22 protein-coding genes are annotated in these 24010 nt (G+C 71.4%); 15 read left to right on the top strand and 7 right to left on the bottom strand.

The features are described from left to right. Positions 1 to 161 precede the first annotated feature (161 nt). The 5 genes from AC067Z_RS14730 to AC067Z_RS14710 all read left to right on the top strand — a co-directional run bounded on the left by AC067Z_RS14730 (position 162) and on the right by AC067Z_RS14710 (position 3713). Positions 162 to 836, top strand: coding sequence for a M15 family metallopeptidase (locus AC067Z_RS14730; protein ID WP_478789862.1), 675 nt, complete (start codon positions 162 to 164; stop codon positions 834 to 836). 120 nt (positions 837 to 956) lie between these two features. Further along, entirely contained in the window at positions 957 to 1685 is a 729-nt protein-coding gene (locus AC067Z_RS14725; protein ID WP_478789861.1) for an RNA polymerase sigma factor, read from the top strand. Beyond that, complete coding sequence (locus tag AC067Z_RS14720) at positions 1673 to 2551, top strand: C40 family peptidase (protein WP_478789860.1); 879 nt, start codon at positions 1673 to 1675, stop codon at positions 2549 to 2551. The genes AC067Z_RS14725 and AC067Z_RS14720 overlap by 13 nt, the downstream gene beginning before the upstream one ends. 65 nt (positions 2552 to 2616) lie before the next feature. Beyond that, complete coding sequence (locus tag AC067Z_RS14715) at positions 2617 to 3378, top strand: M23 family metallopeptidase (protein WP_478789859.1); 762 nt, start codon at positions 2617 to 2619, stop codon at positions 3376 to 3378. Then, positions 3372 to 3713: a hypothetical protein gene (locus AC067Z_RS14710; RefSeq protein WP_478789858.1), complete on the top strand. Its 342-nt coding sequence runs from the start codon at positions 3372 to 3374 to the stop codon at positions 3711 to 3713. The genes AC067Z_RS14715 and AC067Z_RS14710 overlap by 7 nt, the downstream gene beginning before the upstream one ends. A gap of 198 nt (positions 3714 to 3911) precedes the next feature. On the opposite strand, the gene AC067Z_RS14705 is transcribed toward AC067Z_RS14710, so the two are convergent. Beyond that, a complete protein-coding gene (locus AC067Z_RS14705; RefSeq protein WP_478789857.1) occupies positions 3912 to 4085 on the bottom strand; it encodes a hypothetical protein in 174 nt (57 codons plus the stop codon). 241 nt (positions 4086 to 4326) lie between these two features. On the opposite strand from AC067Z_RS14705, the gene AC067Z_RS14700 reads away from it, so the two are divergent. Together AC067Z_RS14700 and AC067Z_RS14695 are read left to right on the top strand one after the other, a co-directional pair. Beyond that, complete coding sequence (locus AC067Z_RS14700) at positions 4327 to 4743, top strand: hypothetical protein (protein ID WP_478789856.1); 417 nt, start codon at positions 4327 to 4329, stop codon at positions 4741 to 4743. 93 nt (positions 4744 to 4836) lie between these two features. Next, positions 4837 to 6099, top strand: a complete 1263-nt coding sequence (locus AC067Z_RS14695) for a hypothetical protein (protein WP_478789855.1) — start codon at positions 4837 to 4839, stop codon at positions 6097 to 6099. 107 nt (positions 6100 to 6206) lie between these two features. Here AC067Z_RS14695 and AC067Z_RS14690 read toward each other — a convergent pair whose 3' ends face one another. The 3 genes from AC067Z_RS14690 to AC067Z_RS14680 are packed head-to-tail and all read right to left on the bottom strand — an operon-like array spanning position 6207 to position 9852. Continuing rightward, positions 6207 to 8534, bottom strand: coding sequence for an ABC transporter permease (locus AC067Z_RS14690; protein WP_478789854.1), 2328 nt, complete (start codon positions 8532 to 8534; stop codon positions 6207 to 6209). A gap of 2 nt (positions 8535 to 8536) precedes the next feature. Then, the gene (locus AC067Z_RS14685; protein WP_478789853.1) at positions 8537 to 9349 is read right to left on the bottom strand and encodes an ABC transporter ATP-binding protein; all 813 of its coding nucleotides are present in this window, start codon (positions 9347 to 9349) and stop codon (positions 8537 to 8539) included. Beyond that, on the bottom strand, positions 9346 to 9852 hold the full coding sequence (locus tag AC067Z_RS14680) for a PadR family transcriptional regulator (protein WP_478789852.1): 507 nt from the start codon (positions 9850 to 9852) through the stop codon (positions 9346 to 9348). Before AC067Z_RS14680 ends, AC067Z_RS14685 begins: the two co-directional genes overlap by 4 nt. A 182-nt stretch (positions 9853 to 10034) precedes the next feature. On the opposite strand from AC067Z_RS14680, the gene AC067Z_RS14675 reads away from it, so the two are divergent. The 7 genes from AC067Z_RS14675 (at position 10035) to AC067Z_RS14645 (ending at position 19982) form a co-directional block, all read left to right on the top strand. Next, complete coding sequence (locus tag AC067Z_RS14675; protein ID WP_478789851.1) at positions 10035 to 11306, top strand: ABC transporter substrate-binding protein; 1272 nt, start codon at positions 10035 to 10037, stop codon at positions 11304 to 11306. A 209-nt stretch (positions 11307 to 11515) separates the two neighbouring features. After that, the gene (locus AC067Z_RS14670) at positions 11516 to 13195 is read left to right on the top strand and encodes a glycoside hydrolase family 13 protein (RefSeq protein WP_478789850.1); all 1680 of its coding nucleotides are present in this window, start codon (positions 11516 to 11518) and stop codon (positions 13193 to 13195) included. 29 nt (positions 13196 to 13224) lie between these two features. Beyond that, positions 13225 to 14559, top strand: coding sequence for an ABC transporter substrate-binding protein (locus AC067Z_RS14665; protein ID WP_478789849.1), 1335 nt, complete (start codon positions 13225 to 13227; stop codon positions 14557 to 14559). Between the two features lie 10 nt (positions 14560 to 14569). Next, entirely contained in the window at positions 14570 to 15901 is a 1332-nt protein-coding gene (locus tag AC067Z_RS14660; protein ID WP_478789848.1) for an ABC transporter permease subunit, read from the top strand. A gap of 92 nt (positions 15902 to 15993) precedes the next feature. Beyond that, on the top strand, positions 15994 to 16824 hold the full coding sequence (locus tag AC067Z_RS14655) for a carbohydrate ABC transporter permease (protein WP_478789951.1): 831 nt from the start codon (positions 15994 to 15996) through the stop codon (positions 16822 to 16824). 190 nt (positions 16825 to 17014) lie between these two features. Continuing rightward, positions 17015 to 19234, top strand: coding sequence for an NADP-dependent isocitrate dehydrogenase (locus tag AC067Z_RS14650; RefSeq protein WP_478789847.1), 2220 nt, complete (start codon positions 17015 to 17017; stop codon positions 19232 to 19234). A gap of 118 nt (positions 19235 to 19352) precedes the next feature. After that, positions 19353 to 19982 (top strand): proteophosphoglycan 5, encoded by a 630-nt coding sequence (locus AC067Z_RS14645; protein WP_478789846.1) that lies wholly within the window; start codon positions 19353 to 19355, stop codon positions 19980 to 19982. 48 nt (positions 19983 to 20030) lie between these two features. On the opposite strand, the gene AC067Z_RS14640 is transcribed toward AC067Z_RS14645, so the two are convergent. After that, positions 20031 to 20954, bottom strand: a complete 924-nt coding sequence (locus tag AC067Z_RS14640) for a glutamate ABC transporter substrate-binding protein (protein WP_478789845.1) — start codon at positions 20952 to 20954, stop codon at positions 20031 to 20033. 505 nt (positions 20955 to 21459) lie between these two features. Between AC067Z_RS14640 and AC067Z_RS14635 the strand changes: the two genes are divergently transcribed. Beyond that, complete coding sequence (locus tag AC067Z_RS14635; RefSeq protein ID WP_478789844.1) at positions 21460 to 21810, top strand: STAS domain-containing protein; 351 nt, start codon at positions 21460 to 21462, stop codon at positions 21808 to 21810. A 24-nt stretch (positions 21811 to 21834) separates the two neighbouring features. Here AC067Z_RS14635 and AC067Z_RS14630 read toward each other — a convergent pair whose 3' ends face one another. Then, positions 21835 to 23076 (bottom strand): acyl-CoA dehydrogenase family protein, encoded by a 1242-nt coding sequence (locus AC067Z_RS14630; protein ID WP_478789843.1) that lies wholly within the window; start codon positions 23074 to 23076, stop codon positions 21835 to 21837. A gap of 153 nt (positions 23077 to 23229) precedes the next feature. After that, positions 23230 to 23688 carry an RrF2 family transcriptional regulator gene (locus tag AC067Z_RS14625; protein ID WP_478789842.1) on the bottom strand — a complete coding sequence of 153 codons (459 nt, stop codon included), beginning with the start codon at positions 23686 to 23688 and terminating at the stop codon, positions 23230 to 23232. Between the last annotated feature and the right edge of the window lie 322 nt (positions 23689 to 24010).

Genomic DNA, 24010 nt, shown 5'->3' with positions numbered 1-24010 from the left:
CTCCGACACCACGCACGCAGGGGCGGGAACACGTCCGGCCCGCTGCGTCCCCAGGGCTGAAAGCCCCAGTACACGTCGGTGCAGACGCTCCTGCAGAGCCTGCAGACGCGCCTGCAGAGGATCTGCAGCGCTTCTGCAGCAGCCCCCTCCACGCTGTGAGCGTGACAGACATCATCCTGCTCTCGGATCGCCGGGTCGCCAGCACCCGCGTCGTCGAGAACCGTGAACCGCTGGTCGACACCCGCGACATCGCGGCCCTGCGCGTCGACGGACGCAAGGCCGACGACGACGGCTCGTACGCCCATGTGCGGGCGGACGTGGCGCGCAGGCTTCTGCTCGCACAGAGCGCGCTGCCGTCGGGCATCGCCCTGCTGATGGTGGAGGGCTTCCGCCCGCCCGGTCTTCAGCGGGCCTACTTCGACGAGTACGCCGCCACGATGCGGGTGGCCCACCCCGACGCGCCGCCCGCCCGGATACGGGAGCTGGCGAGCGCGTACATCTCCCCGCCGGAGGTCGCCCCGCACGTCAGCGGCGGAGCGGTGGATCTCACGCTGTGCACCGAGGACGGCGTCGAACTGCCCCTCGGCACCGAGGTCAACGCGACCCCCGAGGAGAGCGCGGGGGGCTGCCGCACGGCGGCGGTCAACATCAGCGCCGAGGCCAGGGCCCACCGCGAGTTGATGGGGCGGGCGATGACCGCCGCCGGCTTCGTGAACTACCCGACCGAGTGGTGGCACTGGTCGTACGGCGACAGGTACTGGGCGCTGCTCAGCGAGGAACCGGCCGCCAAGTACGGACCCACCGCACGGCCCGACGCCGTGAAGCCGCTGCCCTGACCGATCAGCACAGGGCAACGGCACCACCACTTCGGCAGACGCGAGACCGCACAGGGAAGACAGACCCGGGGGAACCACGTGGAGAGCACCTGCACGGCCACGACGACGACCACGTCGGCCATGAAGAGCACAACGACGAACAGCGCACCGGCGACGATCACCGACATCACCACGACGCTCGAACTCGCCTCCCTCGCCGACCGGATGACGGCGGCCGAGTTCGACGAGGCATTCACCGCCCTCATGCCACGGCTCCGCCGCCGGCTGCTGGCCATGACCGGCGATCCGCACGACGCGGACGACCTGCTGCAGGAGACCTATCTGCGGCTCTCGCGGCGCGCCCGTGCCAGCACCCTGGCACGCCAGCTCCATCCGTACGCCTACACCTGCGCCGCGGCGCTGAACCTGCTGCGCGATTCCTGGGGCTACCCCTCCCGGCGCGAGCGCTGCACCGACAAACTGCCCGAGCAGAGCTGGGACGGCGGCCTCGCGACACGGGAGGCCGAGGCCGTCACTGTCGCGTTGCTGCGCGGTCTGTCTCCCAAGGAAGCGGCAGCGGTGATCCTCGTCGACATAGAGGGGCTGACCCATGACGTGGCAGGTGAGCGGCTCGGCGCGCACCGCGGCACCGTCCAGCGCAACCGGATGCGCGGACTCGCGAAAATCCGCGCAGCACTCGGCGCATACGAACCGCCTGTCGCTCCCGTCTCCTCCATGAAGGCCGACGGCCCCGGGCACCGGGAGCCCGAGTCCCGCACGACGACCTGCGGCAGCCACACCGGCAGCTGCATCCAGCACCACCGCACGCAGCGGAACGGACACCAGGGGGACCCCACATGCGCCGGATGAATCGCACGCTGGTGGTGGCGGCAGGAGGACTGCTGCTCGCCGCCACCCTGAGCTCGACCGGTACGGCGGCGGCAGCCGCGCCGGAGCCGTCCCCTGCGGCTGCCCCGGCCGCCGACTGCCGCCCCCTGGCAAACGCGTCCGCCCAGGCGCAGGCCATCGTCGACGCCGCCTGCTCGCAGATCGGCGTCCCCTATTCCTGGGGCGGCGGCTCCATCCACGGGCCCACGTTCGGCCAGGACTACCCCGGCGGCGGACCCGGTGCCCACGACAGCCAGGTGAAGGGCTTCGACTGCTCGCACCTGGTGCAGTACGCGGCGTGGCAGGGCGCGAGGATCGCACTGCCCGAGGGCTCCTGGAACCAGGCGCAATGGAGTGGTGCGACCGCCCGCTTCTCCCGCGCACAGGGCCTCGCCCCGCTGCAGCCCGGCGACCTGCTGCTGTGGGGCTCGAACCCCGGCAACCTCAACACCGTGCACCACATCGCCATCTACCTCGGCAACGGCAAGATGGTCGAGGCCCGCGAGTCCGGGACGCTCGTGATGGTGAGCGATGTGCGGATGAACGCCCAGTACGCGGGCGCCCTGCGCATCACCGGCAACGACCAGCCGCCCGCGGGCACCAAGCGGTTCATGACCTGGGGCACCGGCGTGGGCCTGCGTCCGGACCCGGGCACCAAGAACCCGCCGGTGACCCGTCTGCCCGGCCCCACGCCGGTCGACGTGCTGTGTCAGAAGCACGCGGAAATGGTCCACGCGGAGGGCTACAGCAACGACGCCTGGTCCTACCTGCCCCAGTACAAGGCCTGGATCTCCAACATCTACATCGACGATCCGGCCGCGTGGCTGCCCGGCGTTCCCACCTGCTGAGCACCGGCCACCGCCCCACCACCCGAACCGATTCACACCCATTCCCGTACGGAGGAGATTTCGCCATGCGCGTGCTCAACAGCACCAAGTCCATCGGTCTGCTCGCCGCGACGATCGCGGCGGCCGGACTCGTCCCGCTCACCGCGGGCGCGGCAGAAGCGGCGCCCGCCGGATTCGCCGGCTCCTGCCCGACCGCCGGCACCGTGACCCAGGGGTGGCACTCCGGTCACGACGGCGTCGACATCGCCAACAACCGCGGTACGCCGATCTACTCCGTCGGCCCCGGTACGGTCATCGTCTCCGGCACCGCGAGCGGCTACGGCCAGTGGATCCGGATCAAGCACGACGACGGCACGGTCACCGAGTACGGCCACATGTACGAGCGGCTTGTCTCCGTCAACCAGCGGGTGAGCAGCGGTCAGTTGATCGCGCGGATGGGCTCCGAGGGCCAGTCCACCGGGCCGCACCTGCACTTCGAGGCGCACAGCTCCACGGCGAGCACCCGCGGCATGAACCCGGGTCCGTATCTGGCCGAGCGCGGGGTGAGCCTGCCCTGCACGCCGGGCAGCGGTAACCCCGGTACCAACTTCACCACTTGGGGCACCTCCGTCCGCGTCCGTGCGGACGCCCGGCTGAACGCGGCGGTCGTGCGCACCCTGACCGGGCCGACCCCGGTCCACGTGGAGTGCCAGAAGCGCGGCGACATGGTCCACGCCGAGGGCTACAGCAACGACGCCTGGGCGTACATCCCTGCGCTGGGCGGCTACATCACGAACATCTACATCGACCACAAGGACGCCTGGCTGCCGGGGGTCCGCGAGTGCTGACCGGCATCCAAGCCGGTTCGCGGGGCATCGCGGTGGCCGCTCTGGCCGCCGCGATGCTCCTCGTTCCCGGCCTCACCTCACCCGCGCACGCCGACTCGGCGCCCTGCACCCCGGACCCGAACCACCGCGACCGGTACCTGTGCCCGATGTGGGGGACCGACGTCAACCTGCGCTCGTCCCCCGATCCGAACGCCCCGGTGAGCGCGACATCACCCGACGGAGGGGTGATCGCGGCCGTGTGCCAGATCCAGGGCGGCCGCGCCACCTACGACGGCTACTGGCACACGTGGTGGATCAAGACCCCGCCGTGGGCATGGCACCGTCCTCGTACATGAGCGAGATCTTCCTCGTCGGCGGGGGCAACAACGAGCGGGACCCCGGCCTGCCGAACTGCTGAACAACCGCCGCAGGAACAGGACTTCGCCCCGGGATCGTGGGAACGGCCCGGGGCGAAGCGGTCCCGGCAGACGGTCTTGACCCGCACCCTGGTCAGACGTTCCGTCGTCGCCGGATCGCACGACGTGCTCTGGCACTCACGCACTCGTTTCGCTGCCCCACACGTAGACCGACCCGCTCGGCGGATGGGCCGCGCCGGGCTGCGCCGCCATCAGGGGCGCCGTGGGGAGGACGACCGCGGTCAGTCCGGCCGCCCGCACCGCCCTGCGCGCGCCGCTGCCGCGCGCCGGGTCGTGCTCTTCCGCAGCCACGCCATGGTGAACCCCTCATCGGTCTCGGGGCCGGGACCGCTGTTCTGCGGCCCGGTGACATGCACTTCCATCCGACAGACGGGCGCCGGGGGCGCTGCGTATGACCGTTCCGGCAGCAAATCTTTCTCTCTGCGGGCGTCATACGGGACGGCCCGCCGACCCGTCCAGCCAGGTGTGCGAGCAACGCACCCTCACCGAGCACCAGCTCGTTGCGGGCCCGAACGGCCGAAGGAGACGACACATGAGAAAGTCAGCGAGGCGCGCCGCCCGTCTCGGCGGCGCGGCGACGGTACTGAGTGCGCTCACCATGACGGTGGCTGCCGGGCCCGCCCGGGCCGCCGTCGAGCAGCAGCCGCCGAATCCGGTCTTCACCACATGGGCGACCGACGTCAACGCGCGCATGTCCGCGGACAGTTCACAAGGAGCCCGCTGCGCGGAATGGCCCTCGCCCGTCAACTGCCCGAAGGTGAACGGCAAGTCGCAGCCGGGGGACCGGCTCGAAGTCACCTGCCAGACGCGCGGGGAAACCGTCGGCTCCAACCCGAACTGGGTTTTCGTCGAGAACCGCACCCGCGGCTTCCACGGCTTCATGGCCGGCTACTTCATCTCGCACCCGGACAACTGGCTGCCCGGCGTCCCCCAGTGCTACGGGCCATGACTCCGCCACCCGGTACACGGCGTCTCCCCGGCGTGCGCCCGGACGGCTGCTCCCCATCCACCGAGTGCTCCACCATCAGAAGGCAGGACGACAATGGCTCTGCGTAACGGACTCGGACCGACCCCCGCCGTGACCGGCCGGTCGCATCATCGGGAGGACACGAGGTCCCTGGGATCCCGGTCGGCCCGGCGCGCGGCGTGGGCGGGGGTGCTGGCCGCCACCCTCGCGGCGCTGGCGTGCACGACCACGGCGGCCACGGCCGCACAGCCCGACGCCCCGTCGCCCCGGGCGGCGCAGGCCGAGGTGCCTCCGGGGGTGACCGCGGGCGTCGCGGTCTTCGACCGGCAGACCGGCACATTCACCGAACAGGTCAACAGCGCCGGACAGTTCCGGTCGGCTTCCGTGGTGAAACTGCTGATCGCCCTGGATCTGCTGTGGAACCGTGCGCCCGGCGACCTGTCCGCGGCGGACCGCTCCCGCGTCGACGCCATGCTGCGCGGCAGCGACGACAACGCGGCCAGCACCTTCTGGGCGAACAACGGCGGCGGCGCCATCATCGACCGCATGGTGCCGCGGCTCGGCCTCACGGACACGGCCCGGCCCCCTGCGTCGCATCCCGGCTTCTGGGGCTACACGGCCTTGTCGGCCCGTGACACCGTGAAGATCTACCGCCATCTGCTGGACTCGGCACCGGCGTCCGTGCGCGACTATCTGATGGGCAACCTGCGGGGGTCCACCCGCTGCGCCACCGACGGCTACGACCAGCACTTCGGCATCGCGGGCTCCTTCAACCGTCCGTGGGCGGTCAAGCAGGGCTGGTCGGGCTTCAGTTCCGGCGGCTGCACCGCCACGGGGAACGCGGCGGCCAAGGCAAAGACGGCATCCGGCAAGCAGACGAAGGCGGCGGCCGTCCGGTCGGCCGCGGGCATCAACGCCGTGGACCTCTCACGTCCCGCCCTGCACTCCACCGGTGTGGTCGGCGCGGGCGACCGTTCCATCGTCGCCGTCCTCACGCTGCACCCGAACGGAACGCCGTACGGCAAGGCCTACACCGACCTGGGCAGGCTGACCCGTTCCCTGAACGTCCCCGGCGCCTCGCGGCCTGCCGGCACGTGGATCGGCACCTGGGGGAGCGGGGTCCGCATCCGCACCCAGGCGACGACCACCTCCGGGGCGGTCACCACCCTCCCTGCCGGGGTGGAGGTCCTGGTCGGCTGCCAGAAGCGCGGTCAGCAGGTCAGCGTGCCGCCCTACGTCAACGACTGGTGGGCCCATCTGCCCCAGTACGGCGGCTACATGACCAACATCTACCTCAGCTCCCCGGACAACCAGGTCCCCGGAGTACCGGTCTGCTGACCGGGTCTGCCCGCCCGTCGCCCCGCTCAGGCCGATGCCGACCAGCGCGGGGCGGTGGCCGCCCACGCGGCGTCCCACTGTGGGGACGGCGACCGCGCGCCCGGCGTTCAGAGCGTTTCGCTCAACGAGTCCGCGAGCCGCCGCCGCGCCGTCCGCGTCGCCGGGACGGACGCCGCGGCAACCGCGCCCAGTACGGCCAGGGCGACCACCGACAGCAGCACCGGCAGCGACGGCACATGGGCGATCCCCGCGCCGATACCGCTCGAGGCGCCCTGCGCGTCCACCAGCCTGCTGCCCGACCACACGCCCAGCGCGGTCCCCGCCGTGGCGGACACCAGGGCCGTGAGCCCGGCCGCGGTCACGATGACCGCACCGATCTGGCGGGGTGTCAGGCCGATGGCCTTGAGGGCCAGCAGGTCGCGGCCGCGGTCCCGTACCCCCGTACCGATGAGGGTCAGCAGCTCGATCAGGCCGATCAGCGCCAGGACCGCGATCAGCGCGGCGATCACGGCACGCGCCGGCTCCAGCCGGTCCGCGGGGCTGGCCGTCTCGCGGATCTCCAGCGTCCCGCCGGCCGCCGCGTCGAGTTTCTCGCCCACGGCCCGGGGGTCGGCGTCCCCGCGCAGCACCAGGGCGTGGAAGCCGGGCCGTAGACCGGGATCCCGGTTCCGCAGTGTGTCGACGGTCGTCGTGACGACCCGGCCGCCGGCGTCCGGTTCGATACTGCGGCCGACGATGTGCAGGATCTGCGGTCGTCCGCCGACCGTCATACGCACCCAGTCGCCGACCTGTACACCGAGCAGATCGAGCAGCCCCTGCCCGGCGACGGCCTCGTCCGGACTCCCCGGGGCCCGCCCCTCGACCACCGCGGACGGATACGGCTCCTCGGCGGTGCCGAGCCCGCGGAGGGTGATCGTGCCCGTCTGGCCGGGCACCAGCGCCGCCATCTCCGCACCGGGGTGCACGGCGGCGACCTCGTCCACCGAGGCGAGCAGGCGCTCCAGCTCGGCGTCGCCGGGCCCGCCGGGCCCGTCGGCCCGTACGGTCAGCGCCGCGGGCAGCCCCATCTCGGCGGGGCGGCTGCGGAACTGGTCCAGCGTGGACCACGCCACGAGCGCGACGGTGATCAGCACCAGCGGCAGTGCGAGCCGGGCCACCGGCAGCAGTGTCCTGCCCCGGCGCGGGAAGGCGGCACGCCATCCCAGCACCAGCGCGGGCGGTACACGCAGACCGAGGGCCCGCCTGCCCAGGGCGGTCATGGGCGATGCCGTCGGCTGCGCCGCGCGGGCCACCGGCACCGGCGGCACCCGCCCGGCCCGCCAGGCGGCGAGACCCGTGGCGGCCGCGATCAGCAGCACCGCCCCGGAGGGCACCCCGGCCATCAAAGCGGTGAAGCCGGGCAGGTCCTGCCACAGCGCCACGGCGTCCCCGATGCGACCGGGTATCCGCGATCCGAGCAAGCCGATGGCGGCCGTGCCGAGCGCGACGCCGAGCAGCGCGAACGCCAGGTGCTGTACGAGGAAGCCACGCACGACCTGCCCCGGGGTGAAGCCGACTGCCTTGAGAACGGCGATGTCCCTGAGCTGGCCTCGCACCCGTGCGGCGATCGCCCCGGACGCGGCGAGCGCGGCGGACAGCAGCGCGCCGAGCCCGAACACGGCGAACAGCTGACCCAGCAGCCGGTCGTCGCCGCCGGCCTCCGCCCGTGCCTGCTGCCACTTCGTGACCTCGGCGACCCGGTCGGCGCCGAGCACGGTGACGGCCCGCTGGACGAGGAAGTCGGTGTCGTCCGGATCGTCCAGTCGCAGGCCCACCGTCTGCCCGGTGTTCGCCGGAGCGATCCGGTCCACGGCGCCGGGAAGCACCCAGCCGATGCCCGGCTCACCGCCCGGCCGGTAGCGCGGCTCGGCGGCCTCGGCCACGCCGCTCACCCGCAGGGTGCGGGAGTTCCCGTCGGGGCCCGCGACCCGCACGGTGTCACCCGGCTCCGCCCACAGCGCCCGCGCCACCGAGCTCTCCAGCACGACCGCGTCGGTGTCCGCCTCGCCGCCGGTTTCCGGGGCGAGCCAGCTGCCGGACGTGACCAGCGGCCGGCCGATGTCCGGCGGCCGCGAGCCCGCTGCGCGCAGCTCGACCGCCGCGCGTGCGCCCCGTGACTCGACCGTGGCCGTCGCGGTGCGGTACGGCCCGGACAGCGCGGCGACGCCATCGAGCCGGGACAGCGAGGCGGCGTCCGCACCGGCCTCGGTGTGGAGCCAGATGTGTGCGCCCTGGGACTGGTTGAAGATCCGCTGCCACGGGTTGGCGGCATAGCCGAACTGTGCACCGGCCAGCAGGAGCGAGGCGATGATCCCGGCACTGGCCAGGACGACGAACAGTGCCTCGCCCCGGTGTGCGCGGAGGTCGGCGTGCGCCCAGCGCAGAGTTGCGCGCACGGTCACTCCTTCAGTTCGAGAACGCCGGACACCCCGCCGCGCGGCCCGCGCCGCCCGCCGCCCAGCTCCGCGTCGTCGGCGATGTGCCCGTCGAAGAAGCTGATGACCCGGTCTGCGGCGCTGGCCATGCGGGCGTCGTGGGTGACCATCAGGATCGTCTGGCCGCGCTGGTGGAACCGCGACAGCAGCCGCAGCACCTCGCGGGTGCCCTTGCTGTCGAGGCTGCCCGCCGGCTCGTCGGCGAGGAGTAGCGCGGGATGGTTGACCAGCGCCCTGGCGAGGGCCACCCGCTGCTGCTCGCCGCCGGACAGCTCGCCCGGCATGGACTTCTCCCGGCCTTCGAGGCCCAGCTCGGCCAGCAGCTCCGCCCGGGATTCGCGCGCCGCCCGGGGCGAGGCGCCGGCCAGCAGCGCCGGGAGTTCGACGTTGTCGGCGACGGTGAGGTTGGAGACCAGGTTGAAGAACTGGAAGACGATGCCGATGCTGCGCCGCCGCAGGACCGCCCAGCGGGCCTCGCGGTACTCGTCGACGCGCTCCCCGCCGAGCCACAGCTGCCCGCTGTCGGGCCGCTGGAGACCGCCGATGAGATGCAGCAGCGTGGACTTGCCGGCACCGGAGGGCCCGGTGACCGCGACGAACTCGCCGGGCTGGACGGTCAGATCCACCCCGCGTACGGCGTGCACCGGAGCGCCCTCGCCGTGATGAGTCTTGGTGAGCTGCTCGGCACGCACGATGGGCGGGCGCGCCGCCCCGGAGTCCGGGCCGGCCGCGTCCGTTTCCCGGCGCTCGCCGGGGGCCGCGGCGTCTTCGCTCATTCCAGCTCCTCCTGACAGCGTTCCAGCCAGTCCAGATCGGCCTGGAGATGCAGCATGGCGCCCTCGATCAGCAGCTGGGATATCCGGTTGTCCCGGTCCTCGGACGCGGCCAGCTTCGACAGGTCACGCATCGTGTTGAGGTACTGCCGCCGCTGCTTGTTGATCAGCGCGACCGGGTCCGCGAGCCCCGACTCCGGCGCGAGGGCGAGCTTCATGAAGAACTCGTCCCTCACCCGTGGTTCGTCGGTGGTCTCCTCGAACCAGGCGAGCACCGCCTCACGCCCGGCTTCGGTCAGCCGGTACGTGCGCTTGTTGGGCCTGCCCGACTGCTCGATGTCCTCGCCGTCGATCAGACCGCTCTTCTCCAGCCGGCCGAGGGTGACGTAGACCTGGCCGACATTCGGCTGAGGGTACGCGGCGCCCAGGAGCTTCTCAAGGTCCTGCTTCAGCTCGTAGCCGTGCGCGGGCCCACGGGTCAGGAGTGCCAGGAGCGGCAGCCGCACGCGCTCCCCCTCTCTCCCGCTCCGTAGTTTCCTGTTGGCCCGGCGCGGGGCGCCCTGCCCGGCCGTTCGGCCTGCTCAGTGAGAAGGGCCGACGGGCGGGCCCTAGTATCGCCCATGCCTAACGGGTATACATAGGCCACGATGGTCGGCGGCGCAGCCGGATCGTGCACTGGGAGGAACCTATGCGGTGGATGCGTGCCGCGGGTAGGGGACTCCTGGCCGCGGCGGTGGTACTGGCCGGTTATGCCGGGTTCGGCGCGGACGCCCGCGGCCCCGATCCCGACGGGCGCGGGCCCATGACGCTCGTCACGGCGGGCGATCTGACCAACTACCTCTCCCCGCTGCTCGAGGAGTGGAACGAGGACCGTCCCCGTGAGCGGGTGACGCTGGTCGAGCTGCCGGACTCGGCGGACGAGACGCGCGCCCAGATGATCAGCGAACTGCGATCCGGCAGTGACCGGTTCGACGTGCTGAACATCGATGTGGCGTGGACGTCGGAGTTCGCCGCCGCGGGCTGGATCTCCCCGCTGGAGCGGGACCGCTTCCCGCTGGACGACTTCCTGCGGCCCGTCGTGGACACCGCGACGTTCGACGGGCGGCTGTACGCGGTCCCGTACGTCACCAACGCAGGGCTGCTCTACTACCGCAAGGACATCCTGGACCGGGCCGGCGAGAAGCCGCCGCGCACCTGGGCCGATCTGGCCCGCCAGGCCCGTACCCTTGCTCCCCGGCAGGGCATGGACGGCTACGCGGGCCAGTTCCTTCCCTACGAGGGGCTCACCGTCAACGTCACCGAGGCGGTGCACTCCGCCGGTGGTTCGATCCTCCGGGACGACGGCGACCGAGTGACCGTGGACTCGAAGGCGGCGCGCGCCGGGTTCTCCTTCCTCGCCGAGGGGGTGCGGGACGGCTGGATCCCCCGCGATGCCCTCGGTTACAAGGAGGAGGAGTCGCGGCAGGCGTTCCAGGACGGCCGGCTGCTGTTCCTCCGTAACTGGCCCTATGTGTACGCCGATGCGGACGCGAAGGGCTCCAAGGTCGCGGGGCGCTTCGGCGCGGTGCCGCTGCCGGGGCCCGAGGGGCCGGGTACCAGCGTGCTGGGCGGCTCCAACCTCGCGGTGAGCAGCCATTCCCGGCACCCCGCGTCGGCTGCCGACCTGATCACCTATCTCACCAGCGAGCAGGTGCAGCGGCGGGTGCTCACCGAGGGCTCGCTGCCGCCGGTGCGTGCGGCCCTCTACGAGGACCCGGCACTGATCGAGGCGTACCCCTATCTGCCGACGCTGCGGCAGAGCCTGCTGGCGGCGGTCCCACGGCCCAAGAGCCCACGCTACGACCAGGTGAGTCTCGCCGTGCAGGCGGTCGCTCAGGACGTCCTGGCGCTGCGGGAGACGCCCGAGCGGGCGGTCGGGCGCCTCGCACGCGAACTGAGAGCCATCTCCGGCAACGGCTGACATCGTCACCTCCCCGAGGGGCACTACCTACATGTTAGGTAGTGCCCTTCGTTCGTGCACCCCCGTATACCGGAATAAATGCCCCCAGCTTTGCCCTGTTTCCCGACGCACCGTTGACACCTTCCAGTCACTGCTACTTAACATGCATGCATAACAGCGCGGCCCGTTCTGGGACGCCCTCGCATCCAGCAGAAACAGGTCGACGCGAGATGCTCAGCACGCTTCCGGCCGGCACCGGCCACCCCTCCCGCACCGCCGCCACCCCCGATCCCTGGTGGCGCGACGCGGTGATCTACCAGGTCTACGTCCGCAGCTTCCTCGACAGCACGGGGGACGGCATCGGAGATCTGGCCGGCGTACGCGCCGGGCTGCCCTACCTCAGGAAACTCGGTGTCGACGGCATCTGGCTCAGCCCGTTCTACCCCTCCCCGCAGCACGACCACGGCTACGACGTCGCCGACTACCGCGACGTCGACCCGGTCTACGGCGACCTCGCCGAGTTCGACCGGCTGGTGGCCGACGCACGACGACTCGGTCTCAAGCTGCTGCTCGACATCGTCCCCAACCACTGCTCCAGCGATCACCCGTGGTTCCGCGAGGCGCTCGCCGCCGCCCCCGGCAGCGCCGCCCGCTCCCGCTTCCATTTCGCCCCCGGCCGCGGACAGGACGGCGCCGAGCCGCCCAACAACTGGCGCGCCATGTTCGGCGGCCCCGCGTGGAGCCGGACCACCGACCCGGACGGCACACCGGGGGACTGGTACCTCCATCTGTTCACCCCCGAACAGCCCGACCTCAACTGGCGCGACCCGGCCGTCGGCGACGACTTCGAGCAGGTGCTGCGGTTCTGGCTCGACCGGGGCGTCGACGGCTTCCGCATCGACGTCGCCGCAGGCCTCTTCAAGCACCCCGAACTGCCCGACGCCGACGACCCGTACGCCGACGAACGCTCCCGCGACTCCGTCAACCCGCTGGCCTGGAACCAGCCCGAGGTGCACGGTGTGTGGCGCCGCTGGCGCACGGTGTGTGAGGAGTACGCGGCACAAGACGGCCGCGATCGGCTGCTCGTCGGAGAGGTCTCCGTCCCGACCGCGCGCGAACACGCCGACTACGTCCGGCCCGACGAACTGCACCAGGCGTTCTTCTTCGACCTGCTCAGCGCCCCCTGGGACGCGGACGCCTTCCGATCCACCATCGACGAGGCGATACGCGACATCGCCGGCACCGGCTCCACCGTCACCTGGGTGCTCAACAACCACGACCAGGTCCGCACGGTGACGCGCTACGCCGGCGAACCGGGCGTCGAGGCCAGCGGACTGGGCGCCGCCCGCGCCCGCGCCGCGGCCCTCCTGATGCTCGCCCTGCCCGGTGGCGCCTACGTCTACCAGGGCGAGGAACTCGGACTGCCCGAGGTCCTCGATCTGCCGGACGAGGTGCTCACCGATCCGATCTTCCACCGCACCGGCAGCCGCAAGCACATCCGCGACGGCTGCCGGGTACCGCTGCCCTGGTCCGGCCACGCTTCCCCGTTCGGCTTCAGCCAGGGCGCGGCGGGGGCCCGGCCGTGGCTGCCGCAGCCCGAGTGGTTCGCCGAGCACGCCACCGATCGGGCCCTCGCCGACACCCGCTCCTTCTGGCACCTGTACCGCGAGGGACTCCAACTGCGCCGCAGCCTCCCGCAGTTGGGCGAAGGCACACTCCGCTGGCTGGACTCGCCCCCGCAGGTGCTGGCCATGGCCCGCGGCGACGGGCTGATCTGCGCCGTGAACTTCGGCACCGAACCGGTGCCCGCCCCCGCCACCGGAACGCCCCTGCTCTCCAGCGGCCCCTGCCCCGACGGTGTGCTCCCCGGAGCGACCGCCGCGTGGTGGACCGCCGACCCCGCCTCCTGACCAGCCCACCCCTCGGAAGGACACCCACCATGCGACGACCTGCGAAGACCACACGGCGCACGGCCGCCACCGCGTCGGCAGCCCTCACCCTCGCCCTGACGGCCACCGCTTGCGGCGGCACCACCGGACCCGCGAGCGGCGGCGGCGAACTCAGCGGCCAGACCGTGACCGTGGCCGGTGTCTGGACCGGCAGCGAACAGAAGAACTTCAAGAAGGTGCTGGACGCGTTCAGCGAGAAGACCGGCGCCAAGACCGTCTTCGTGCCGTCCGGCGACAACGTCTCCACGTTCGTCGGCAGCAAGATCGAGGGTGGCAACGCCCCCGACGTCGTGATGGTCCCGCAGGTCGGTGTGTTGCAGCAGTTCGCCGCCGAGGGCTGGCTGGAGCCGCTGTCCGCCGCGACGGCCAAGTCTGCCGACGCCGGCCTCGCCCCCGTGTGGAAGGACTACGGGACCGTCGACAAGACCTACTACGGCCTCTACTTCAAGGCCGCCCACAAGTCGACCGTCTGGTACAGCCCCGACGCGTTCACCCAGGCCGGCGTGTCCGAGCCCAAGAGCTTCGCGGACCTGCTGAAGACGGGCCGTACGCTCGCCGACTCCGGCCGCCCCGCGTTCGCGATAGCCGGCGAGGACGGCTGGACGCTGACCGACTGGTTCGAGAACGTCTACCTCTCCCAGGCCGGCCCCGAGAAGTACGACCAGCTCGCCCGGCACACCCTGAAGTGGACCGACGAGAGCGTGGTCAAGGCGCTCACCACCCTCGGCGAGGTCTTCAAGGACAAGCAGCTCGTCGCGGGCGGCGCGCAGGGCGCTCTGCGCACCGACTTCCCTGCCTCCGTCGAGCAGGTCTTCGGCCCTGAGCCGAAGGCGGGCATGGTCTATGAGGGCGACTTCGTCGGCGGCGTCGCCAAGGACGAGTTCGGCCGCAAGCCCGGCGAGGACGCCAAGTTCTTCCCGTTCCCCGCGGTCGAGGGCGGCAAGGCGCCGGTCGTCAGTGGCGGCGACGCGGCCGTCGTCCTCAAGGAGGGCAAGAACGCCAAGGCCGGCATGCGGCTGCTGGAGTTCCTGGCGACCCCGGAGGCCGCCGAGGTCTGGGCCGGTGCCGGCGGCTTCCTGTCGCCCAACAAGAACGTGAGCGCCGACGCGTACGGCGACGACACGACCCGGGAGACTGCCACCTCCCTCGTCGGCGCGGGCAACTCGGTCCGCTTCGACATGTCCGACCAGGCGCCGGCGGCGTTCGGCGGCACCAAGGGCGCCGGCGAGTGGAAGGTCCTCCAGGACTTCCTGCGCGACCCGTCCGACCCGAAGGCCACCGCGGCGAAGCTCGAGGCCGCGGCCGCCAAGGCGTACGGGAACTGAGGCCGCCCCCATGGCTGACAACCTGAAGGCCGGCGCCGCGGTGAACCCGCGGCGCCGGGCCCAGCGCAGAAAGCGCCGGCTCGCGGTCGTCTTCGTCCTGCCCGCCCTGCTGCTCCTCGGCGCGCTCGTGGTCTACCCCGTCCTGTTCTCCCTCGGCCGGAGCATGTTCGACGCGAGCGGCGACCGGTTCGTGGGCGCCGCCAACTACGCCGAGATCTTCCAGGACCCCGCGACGCTCAAGGCCATCCGCAACAGCACCATCTGGGTCGTCGTCGCGCCGGTCCTGCTCACCGGCCTCGGGCTGATCCTGGCGGTCCTCACCGAAAAGGTGCGCTGGGCCACCGCGTTCAAACTGGTGCTGTTCCTGCCGATGGCCGTGTCCTTCCTCGCCGCGGGCATCATCTTCCGGCTCGCCTACGAGCAGGACCCGGACCGGGGCGTGCTCAACGCGGTCGCCGTCGGCGTCCACGACTCGTTCGAGGAGCGTGCCGCCTATCCGACGGCGAGAGCCCGCGAGAACCAAGGACTGACCGGAGGCGCGGGCGGGCCGTACGCCACCGCGAAGACCGTCGCCGCCGGAGATCCGGTGACCTTCGGCTTCGTCGGAGTCGCCCCCGACGCCATGCCCGCCGGCGCGAAGGCCGCGGCCACCGACACGGTCGGCGCCGACGAGATCGGCGGAGTCGTCTACCTCGACTTCGCCCCCGGCGGCGGCGGTGTGCAGGGCACGGTCGACCCGGCCGAGAAGGGCCTGCCCGGGATGACGGTGGAAGCCGTACGCGACGGCGAGAAGGCGGCCTCCGCGACCACCGCGGCCGACGGATCGTTCCGCTTCACGGGCCTCGGCGACGGGCCGTACACGCTCCGCCTGCCCGCGGCGAACTTCGCCGCCCCCTACGAAGGCGTGAACTGGCTCGGGCCCGCGCTCGTCACCCCGGCCATCATCGGCGCCTACCTGTGGGTGTGGACCGGATTCGCGATGGTGCTGATCGGCGCCGGTCTGGCGGCCATCCCGCGGGATGCCCTGGAAGCGGCACGGATGGACGGGGCCACCGAGGGCCAGATCTTCCGGAAGATCACCGTGCCGCTGCTCGCGCCTGTGCTCACCGTCGTCTTCGTGACCCTGGTCATCAACGTGATGAAGGTCTTCGACCTCGTCTGGATCATCGCACCCGGTCCCGTCCAGGAGGAGGCGAACGTGCTGGCCACCCGCATGTGGCTGGTGTCCTTCGGCGGCGGCAACGACCAGGGGCTGGGCAGCGCGCTGAGCGTCCTGCTGCTCCTGCTGGTCGTCCCGGCGATGATCTTCAACGTCCGGCGCTTCCGAAGGAGTGGAGCATGAGCGGCCACAGCACCATCGAGCGCTCGCCGGTGAAGGTGCCGGCGCCCCGCCCCGCGCCGTCGGCGGCTCCGGCCCCCCGGCGCAGGAGCCGCATGGCCCGATGGCTGAACAGCGGAGTCGTCCAGGCCCTGCTCATCGTCGTCGCCCTGGTCTGGATCACTCCGCTCGCCGGTCTGTTCCTGTCCTCCCTCCGCTCGGAACGCGACAACGCCTCCGACGGCTGGTGGACGGCGCTGACCGACCCCTCACAGCTGTCCCTGGACAACTACACGGCCCTCTTCGAGGACTCCGGCATCACGGCGGCCTTCTGGAACACCGTGCTGATCTCCGTCCCCACGACCGTCCTGGTCGTCGGTATCGCCGCACTCGCCGGGTACGCCTTCGCGTGGCTGGACTTCCCCGGGCGGGACGCCGTCTTCCTCGTGGTCGTGGGACTGCTGGTGGTCCCCGTCCAGATCGGGCTGCTGCCCGTCGCCAAGCTGTTCGGCGCGATCGGCCTCTTCGGCACGGTCGCGGGAGTGATCCTCTTCCACGTCGCCTACGGGCTGCCGTTCGCGATCTTCCTGCTGCGGAACTACTTCGCCGAGATCCCGCGCGAAATGCTGGAAGCGGCCCGGATGGACGGCGGCGGCGAATGGCGGATCTTCACCCGCCTGATCCTGCCGCTCGGCCGCCCCGCCCTCGCGAGCCTCGCGATCTTCCAGTTCCTGTGGGTGTGGAACGACATGCTCGTCGCGCTGCTCTTCGCGGACAGCGCGTCGCAGCCGCTCACCGTCGCCCTGCAGTCCCAGATGCGGCAGTTCGGCAGCAACATCGGCGTACTGGCGCCGGGTGCCTTCCTGTCCCTCGTGGTCCCGCTGGTCGTCTTCTTCGCCTTCCAGCGCCATTTCGTCCAGGGCGTGATGGCCGGCTCGGTCAAGTAGCACCCCGACGAACGGGCCGCGCCGGCGGCTGCCGTCGTCCGCCGCCGGTGTCCTTACCGTGGGACATCGGCGGCGGACGGCGGCTTTTCCCCACCACCCCTGCGCGGGGACGGGCCCCTGTCGATCGGGGCTCGATCACGAGATATCTTGATGTCGAGCAATGTTGCAGACGTGGAGAGCGGAGCACCCGGTGACTGACTCGACCATCATCTATACGCACACTGACGAGGCGCCCGCCCTGGCGACGCACTCGTTCCTGCCTGTGATCCAGGCATACGCATCGACGGCCGGTGTCACCGTGGAGACCCGTGACATCTCGCTCGCGGGACGGATCATCTCCCAGTTCCCCGAGTACCTCGAAGAGGGCCAGCGCATCGACGACGCCCTCGCCGAGCTCGGTGCCCTGGCCAAGACGCCCGGCGCGAACATCATCAAGCTGCCGAACATCTCGGCCTCGATCCCGCAGCTGAAGGCTGCCGTCGCCGAGCTCAAGGAGCAGGGCTACGCGCTGCCGGAGTACCCGGACGACCCCAAGACCGACGAGGAGCGCGACATCCGCGCCCGCTACGACAAGGTCAAGGGCAGCGCCGTCAACCCGGTCCTGCGCGAGGGCAACTCCGACCGCCGCGCCCCCGCGTCGGTCAAGAACTACGCCAAGGCGCACCCGCACCGCATGGGCGCCTGGAGCTCCGAGTCGAAGACGAACGTCTCCACCATGGGCGTCGACGACTTCGCCTCCACCGAGAAGTCCGCGGTCGTCGCCGAGGACGGCTCCCTGCGCATCGAGCTGAAGGGCGACGACGGCTCCACGACCGTGCTGCGCGAGTCGGTGCCCGTGCTCGCCGGTGAGGTCGTCGACGCGTCCGTCATGCGTGTCGCCGCCCTGCGCGAGTTCCTGACGGCGCAGGTCGCCCGCGCCAAGGCCGAGGGTGTGCTGTTCTCCGTGCACCTCAAGGCCACGATGATGAAGGTCTCGGACCCGATCATCTTCGGCCACGTCGTACGCGCCTTCTTCCCGAAGACCTTCGCCCAGTACGGCGCGGCGCTCGCCAAGGCCGGCCTCACCCCGAACGACGGCCTCGGCGGCATCTACAAGGGTCTTGAGTCGCTGTCCGAGGGCGCCGAGATCAAGGCGTCCTTCGACGCCGAGCTCGCCGAGGGTCCGGCCCTCGCCATGGTCGACTCCGACCGCGGCATCACCAACCTGCACGTCCCCAGCGACGTCATCGTCGACGCCTCCATGCCGGCGATGATCCGCACCTCCGGTCACATGTGGGGCCCGGACGGCCAGGAGGCCGACACCCTGGCGGTCCTCCCGGACAGCAGCTACGCGGGCGTCTACCAGGTCGTCATCGACGACTGCCGTGCCAACGGCGCGTTCGACCCGTCCACGATGGGCTCGGTGCCGAACGTCGGTCTGATGGCGCAGAAGGCCGAGGAGTACGGCAGCCACGACAAGACGTTCGAGATCCCGGCCACTGGTACCGTCCGCGTCGTCGACGCCGCCGGCAACGCCGTGCTGGAGCAGGCCGTCGGCGCCGGTGACATCTTCCGGATGTGCCAGACCAAGGACGCCCCGATCAAGGACTGGGTCAAGCTCGCGGTCACCCGCGCCCGCGCGACCGGCGACCCGGCCGTCTTCTGGCTCGACGAGGGCCGGGCACACGACGCCCAGCTGATCGGCAAGGTCAAGGCGTACCTGCCGGAGCACGACACCGAGGGTCTGCAGATCGAGATCCTCTCGCCGGTCGAGGCCACGAAGTTCTCCCTGGAGCGCATCCGCCGCGGCGAGAACACGATCTCCGTCACCGGCAACGTGCTGCGCGACTACCTCACCGACCTGTTCCCGATCCTCGAGCTCGGCACCAGCGCCAAGATGCTCTCGGTCGTTCCGCTGATGAACGGCGGCGGTCTGTTCGAGACGGGTGCCGGCGGTTCCGCGCCGAAGCACGTCCAGCAGCTCGTCAAGGAGAACTACCTGCGTTGGGACAGCCTCGGCGAGTTCCTGGCGCTGGCCGTCAGCTTCGAGCACCTCGCGACGACCACGGGCAACGCGCCCGCCCAGGTCCTCGCCGACACCCTCGACCGCGCCACCGGCACCTTCCTCAACGAGGACAAGTCGCCGAGCCGCAAGCTGGGCGGCATCGACAACCGCGGCAGCCACTTCTACCTCGCCCTCTACTGGGCCCAGGAGCTGGCGAAGCAGACGGACGACGCGAAGCTCGCGGAGGCGTTCGCGCCCCTCGCCAAGACGCTCACCGAGCAGGAGCAGACGATCGTCGACGAGCTGATCGCGGTCCAGGGCTCCCCGGCCGACATCGGCGGCTACTACCAGCCGGACGTCAAGAAGGCCGCGGCCGTCATGCGTCCCTCGGCGACGTTCAACCAGGCGATCGCCACCCTCGGCTGACGCCCACGCACGCGGATCCGCCCCGGCCCGGCAATTCTGCCCGGCCGGGGCGGACCCGTTTCACGACACGATCCGGCCGGGCCGAGGGAAGCCGGGCAACCGAGGAAGTGGGGGAGACATGACAGAGCTGGTGGCCCTGGACCTGCCCGCACCCGCGCAACTGCGCGGGCCGTGGGCCGCGTTCGCCGCCGTCTGCGCCGCACGAGGCTGGGCCCACAGCTGCCACGCCGACGGCACGGTGTGGCACTACGACGACGCCGGCGGCAACTGGGCGGAACTGCACCATCTCGGGGACGGCCGCGCCGTGATGATCGGCAACGACCACGAGTACTCCGAGACGTACTACGCCGAAGCGGCCGCGTACTTCGGCGAGGACGAGACAGACCTGCTGGCGGGGGTACCCCACTGGTGGGAGCCGCCGACGCGCCGCGTGCGGGAGTCCGGCGAGTGGATCGGCTTCGTCTACGGCTTCGACGGCACCGGCTGGTACCGCGCCGCCTACGACGCCGAGGACGGCTTCGAGAGCGTGGCACTGCCCGCGCTCACCGCCGCAGAGACCCGGGAACGGATTCTCAGCTACAGCCAGGACGCACCGGGCCGCGACGGCGAACCGGCACAGGAGGCGCTGGACGCCCTGATCGCGGCGGACGGCGTGGTCGACGAGGAGCTGGTGGCCGCGGTCGTCGGCACGGGCGGCTGGGACACGGCAGCGGGCGCCGCGGCGGCCAGGGCCTTCCTGGTCGCATGAGCAGAAGGGGTCACCCGGGTGTCCCGGGTGACCCCTTGCTCCGATGCGTCAGTAGCGCTCGACGAGCGGGGACCCGACGTACTCGGAGCCGGACAGACCCAGCGTCGCGTCGAACGCCTTCTGGTGGTCGCCGTTTGCGTCGTGTGTCTCGATGGCGTCCGACACCGCGTCGCGCAGCGCCTCGTCGTCCTTGTTCATGCCGATGCCGTACGGCTCCTCGGTGAACCGGTTGCCGACGACCTTCAGCTTGTCCGGCGCCTGCGCCGCGTAGCCCATGAGGATGGCGTCGTCGGTGGTCACGGCGTCGACTTCGTCGCCCAGCAGCCGCTGGACGCACTCGCCGTACTTGTTCGTCTCGACGGTCGTCGTGTTGTACTCGGGCTTCTGGATCTCGCGCAGCGCCGTCGAGCCCTTCACCGAGCACACGGTCTTGCCCTGCAGCGAGTAGGGCCCGCCGACGGTGCCGTCGTCCTTGCGGACCAGCAGATCGGCGCCCGCCATGAAGTACGGCCCGGCGAAGCCGACCTTCTTCTTGCGCTCGTCGTTGATCGTGTACGTCCCGACGTACAGATCGACCTCGCCCTTCGCGATGGCCGCTTCCCTGCTGCGGGTGTCGATCGTCTTGAACTCGATCAGCCGGGGGGCGAAGCCGAGATCGGCCGCGATCATCTTGGCCATTTCGATGTCGAAGCCGGAACGCTGGCCGGTCTCGTCCTGGTAGCCGAGGAACGGCTGGTCGTTCTTGACGCCGATGACGAGCTTGCCGGCCTTCTGCGCCCTGGTGAGAGTCGGGGAGTCGAACGAGACACCGGTCGCGACCTTGTACGTCGGGAGCGTCGGCTTGTCGAAGCTGCCGGCACTTTGCGACGGGCTTTCCTCGGCGCTGTCGTCCGAGCCGCTGCACGAGGTTGCGGTGAGAGCGACCGCGATCACCGTGATCGCCGCGAGCGTGGTCGACTTGCAGGGCTTCATGGTGCGACATCCTTTATTTCAACCGATTCTGAGGACCCTATGGACACGGGCGTCGCGGCGTCACCAGATCTGAGCAGAACTTGAGGATCACGTTCCGGCTACGACGACCGGCAACTCGCCGCAAACCGTCGACCTCCGGCGCCTGCCGCCTGCCGCCTGCCGCCGGATGCGGCCATGCGCCGCGAGGGTGCGGTCGGCGGACGGCGGACGGCGGTCGGCACGGTGCGGTGCCGGTGGTCGGCACGGTGCCGGTGGTCCGGGTGTGGTGTCGGATGTGGGCAGACCCCCACAGGGTGAGCGCGAGGACCGAGGCGATCATCACCAGGGCGTGCCACGCGACGGCACGCGTGGCGCGCAACCCGCAACCCGAGAGCAGCCGGTACGCCTGGAGCGGCCGGCGGCCGCCGGCCGGCGTTGGGCGTGAGTCGGTGTGGCGTGTTGCGGCGACCGGCGCCGAGCCCCTAAATGAGGCAAATCCCGAAATCTTCCGGCGATCGGATGGCTCATGGTGCTCACCCACACGCTCGACCGTGGCGTTCTGGTCGTCTCCCTGCACGGGGACGTGGTCATCAGCGATCGGGCCGCGGTGTCACAGCAGTTCGCGGCCCTCGTTCGCAGCTATCTGCCGCGCGCCGTCGTGATCGAGCTCAGGTCGCCCGTGGTGAGCGCCGCGGCGCTCAGTGCCGTACTGAGGGCGCACCGGCTGTGCGGACAGGCGGGCGCCACGCTCTCCGTCGTGGCCACCACGGCCCCCGCCCGGCGTATCGTGCAGGCCGGCACCGACGGGGCGGGCCTGCGTGTCTTCGCGCGAAGGGAAACCGCGGTCGCCCAGGCGGCCGTGGTGGCAACCGCCTGACCCGACGCCCGCCGGCCGGTCCGTTCAGCGGCGCCCCGCGAGACGCGGCAGGGTGCCGTTCAGATAGTGGTCACCGATGTCCCGCAGACTGTGTGCGGGCGAGTGGTGTGCGGTGAGCACATGGGTGTTGCGCCAGAACCTGTCGAAGCCCGGATCGCCGTGCACCGGATCCGTGCCGGGGAGGAACCCCACGATGCGTGTGGTGATCCGCACGGCGGCGCGGGCGGTCACCGCCTCCGCAGCGGCCACCAGCGCGGCGATGTCGGCACGTTCGGCGGCGCACAGTTCCATGCCCGCCCGCAGGCCGTCGGCTAGTGCCTCCGTCGCCCGCTCCACCACGGCGGACGCGGCGTGCGCCTCGGTCGCCGACTCGCCGTAGGCCAGCAGGAGATACGGGTCCGCGTTCCGCGGTGCGCCGTCCGGCCGTCCGGCCGTGTCCGGGCGGCGTACGGCGTGCGAGGCGCGGCTGAAGTCACGGGCCTCGGCCAGCGCGCCCTCGGCGGTGCCCAGCACGGTGTGACACAGCAGCAGCCGCAGCATGAGGGGCGCGAGCCCGGTGAAGGGCGCGACCGCGTGCTCGTCGCGCGGTACCGTCCCCACGATGTGCGCCGCATCCACCGGAACGTCGTCGAAGGCCACCGTTCCCGCCCCGGTCAGCCGCTGCCCCAGACGGTCGTCGGCCGCCGTTGTGGTCACCCCGGGATGGGTGGGGTCCACCACGACGACGAGCAGATCGCCGGTGCCGGCCGACCGTGCGCCGACGACCAGTCGATCGGCGACGGTGGCGCCGGCCTCCAGCGTCCGGCAGCCACGGACCATGTGGCCGCCGTCGGCCGCGGTGAGCGTGAGGTCCGGCACGGACTCCGGATCGGGCAGGTCGACCCCGCCGCCCAGCAACCACCCCTGCCCGGTCGTGCAGGGCTCGAACCGCTCGGCGTCCTCGGGTGTGCCGAAGAAGCGTGCGCTCCAGGACAGCACGTAATGACGGGCAAGGAGTTCGGCCACCGAGCTGTCCGCGGCCGCGAGTTCGGCGACCGTGGCGCAGGCTGTCCGCAGGCCCGCGCCCTGGGGGCGTGCGCCGAGTCCCGGTGGTGTCAGCAGAGCGGGCAGTCCGGCCTCCTGGAGCCGGGCCATCTCGTCGTACGGCGGTTTGCCCGCCCGGTCGCGGGAGAGTGCGTCGACGGCGAGGTCGTCCGCGAGCTCCCGAACGACGCGAGGCCAGAGCGGCTCGTCGGTCGAACGACCTGCCGGAGTCGACGTTCGCACGGCCCACCTCACAGGGAATCCTGGTTTTCCTATCGGAATAGTAGGAATGAATGGTGTCACACACCTTCGCGGTCCCCAAGGGGGTGTTCGATGGGTGGACAGCGGCCGGACCCCGGAGCAACCTCCGCAGGGCGATGGCGAGATGACGCGAGGTCAGGGGTTGGTCCAGGCGGCCGGATCCTCCGTCAGCGCCGACACCTCGCTCGGCAGACGCGCCTCGGCGACGGCGGCGAGGGTGACACCCTCCAAAATCTGCCGCACACCCGCGCGCAGAGCGATCCACAGCGGCTGCAGGGACTCGGCGGGCCCGGTGTACGACAACTCCGGCGGACGTATCCCGCGCACGGACACCAGAGGTCCGTCCACGGCCCGCACCACATCGGCGATCGTGATCGTGTCGGCGGGCCTGGCCAGCCAGTAACCGCCGTTGCCGCCGCGCCGGCTGCCCACCAGCCCGCCCCGGCGCAGATCGCCCAGGATCCCCTCGAGGAACTTGTGGGGGATGGCCTGCGACTCGGCGATCGCCTCAGCCTTCAACGGCCCCCGGTCCTGTGCGGCGGCGAGGTGCAGAGCGGCACACACCGCGTAGTCGGCCCTGGCTGAAATGCGCATGTCCGCAGTATTCCGTACCGCCCGGCCGCCCACGGCCGGGCGGTACGGGGGCGAGGCACCCGTCCGCTGCGCGGGCGCGCTTGCGGGCGCTCTTGACGGCATGCCCCGACCAATCGACACTCGGGGCGTCAGACCGAGCGAACGGACCGGACGTCATGAGGATTTCAGAGGCAGACACGGACTGCGCCGTAGGGCCCCCGTTGCTGCTCACCGTGCGCCGGCACATCGACCTCCTGCGCGTCTGCAGCGCTGCGAGTCCTCGCTGACCCGGGCGGGCGCCGCATGCCCGCCCCGTGAATCACCGCCTCCGCTTCCGCAGCCG

It is taken from the genome of Streptomyces sp. NPDC043812, assembly GCF_056436245.1.
This window is presented reverse-complemented; position numbering and strand designations above follow the sequence as displayed.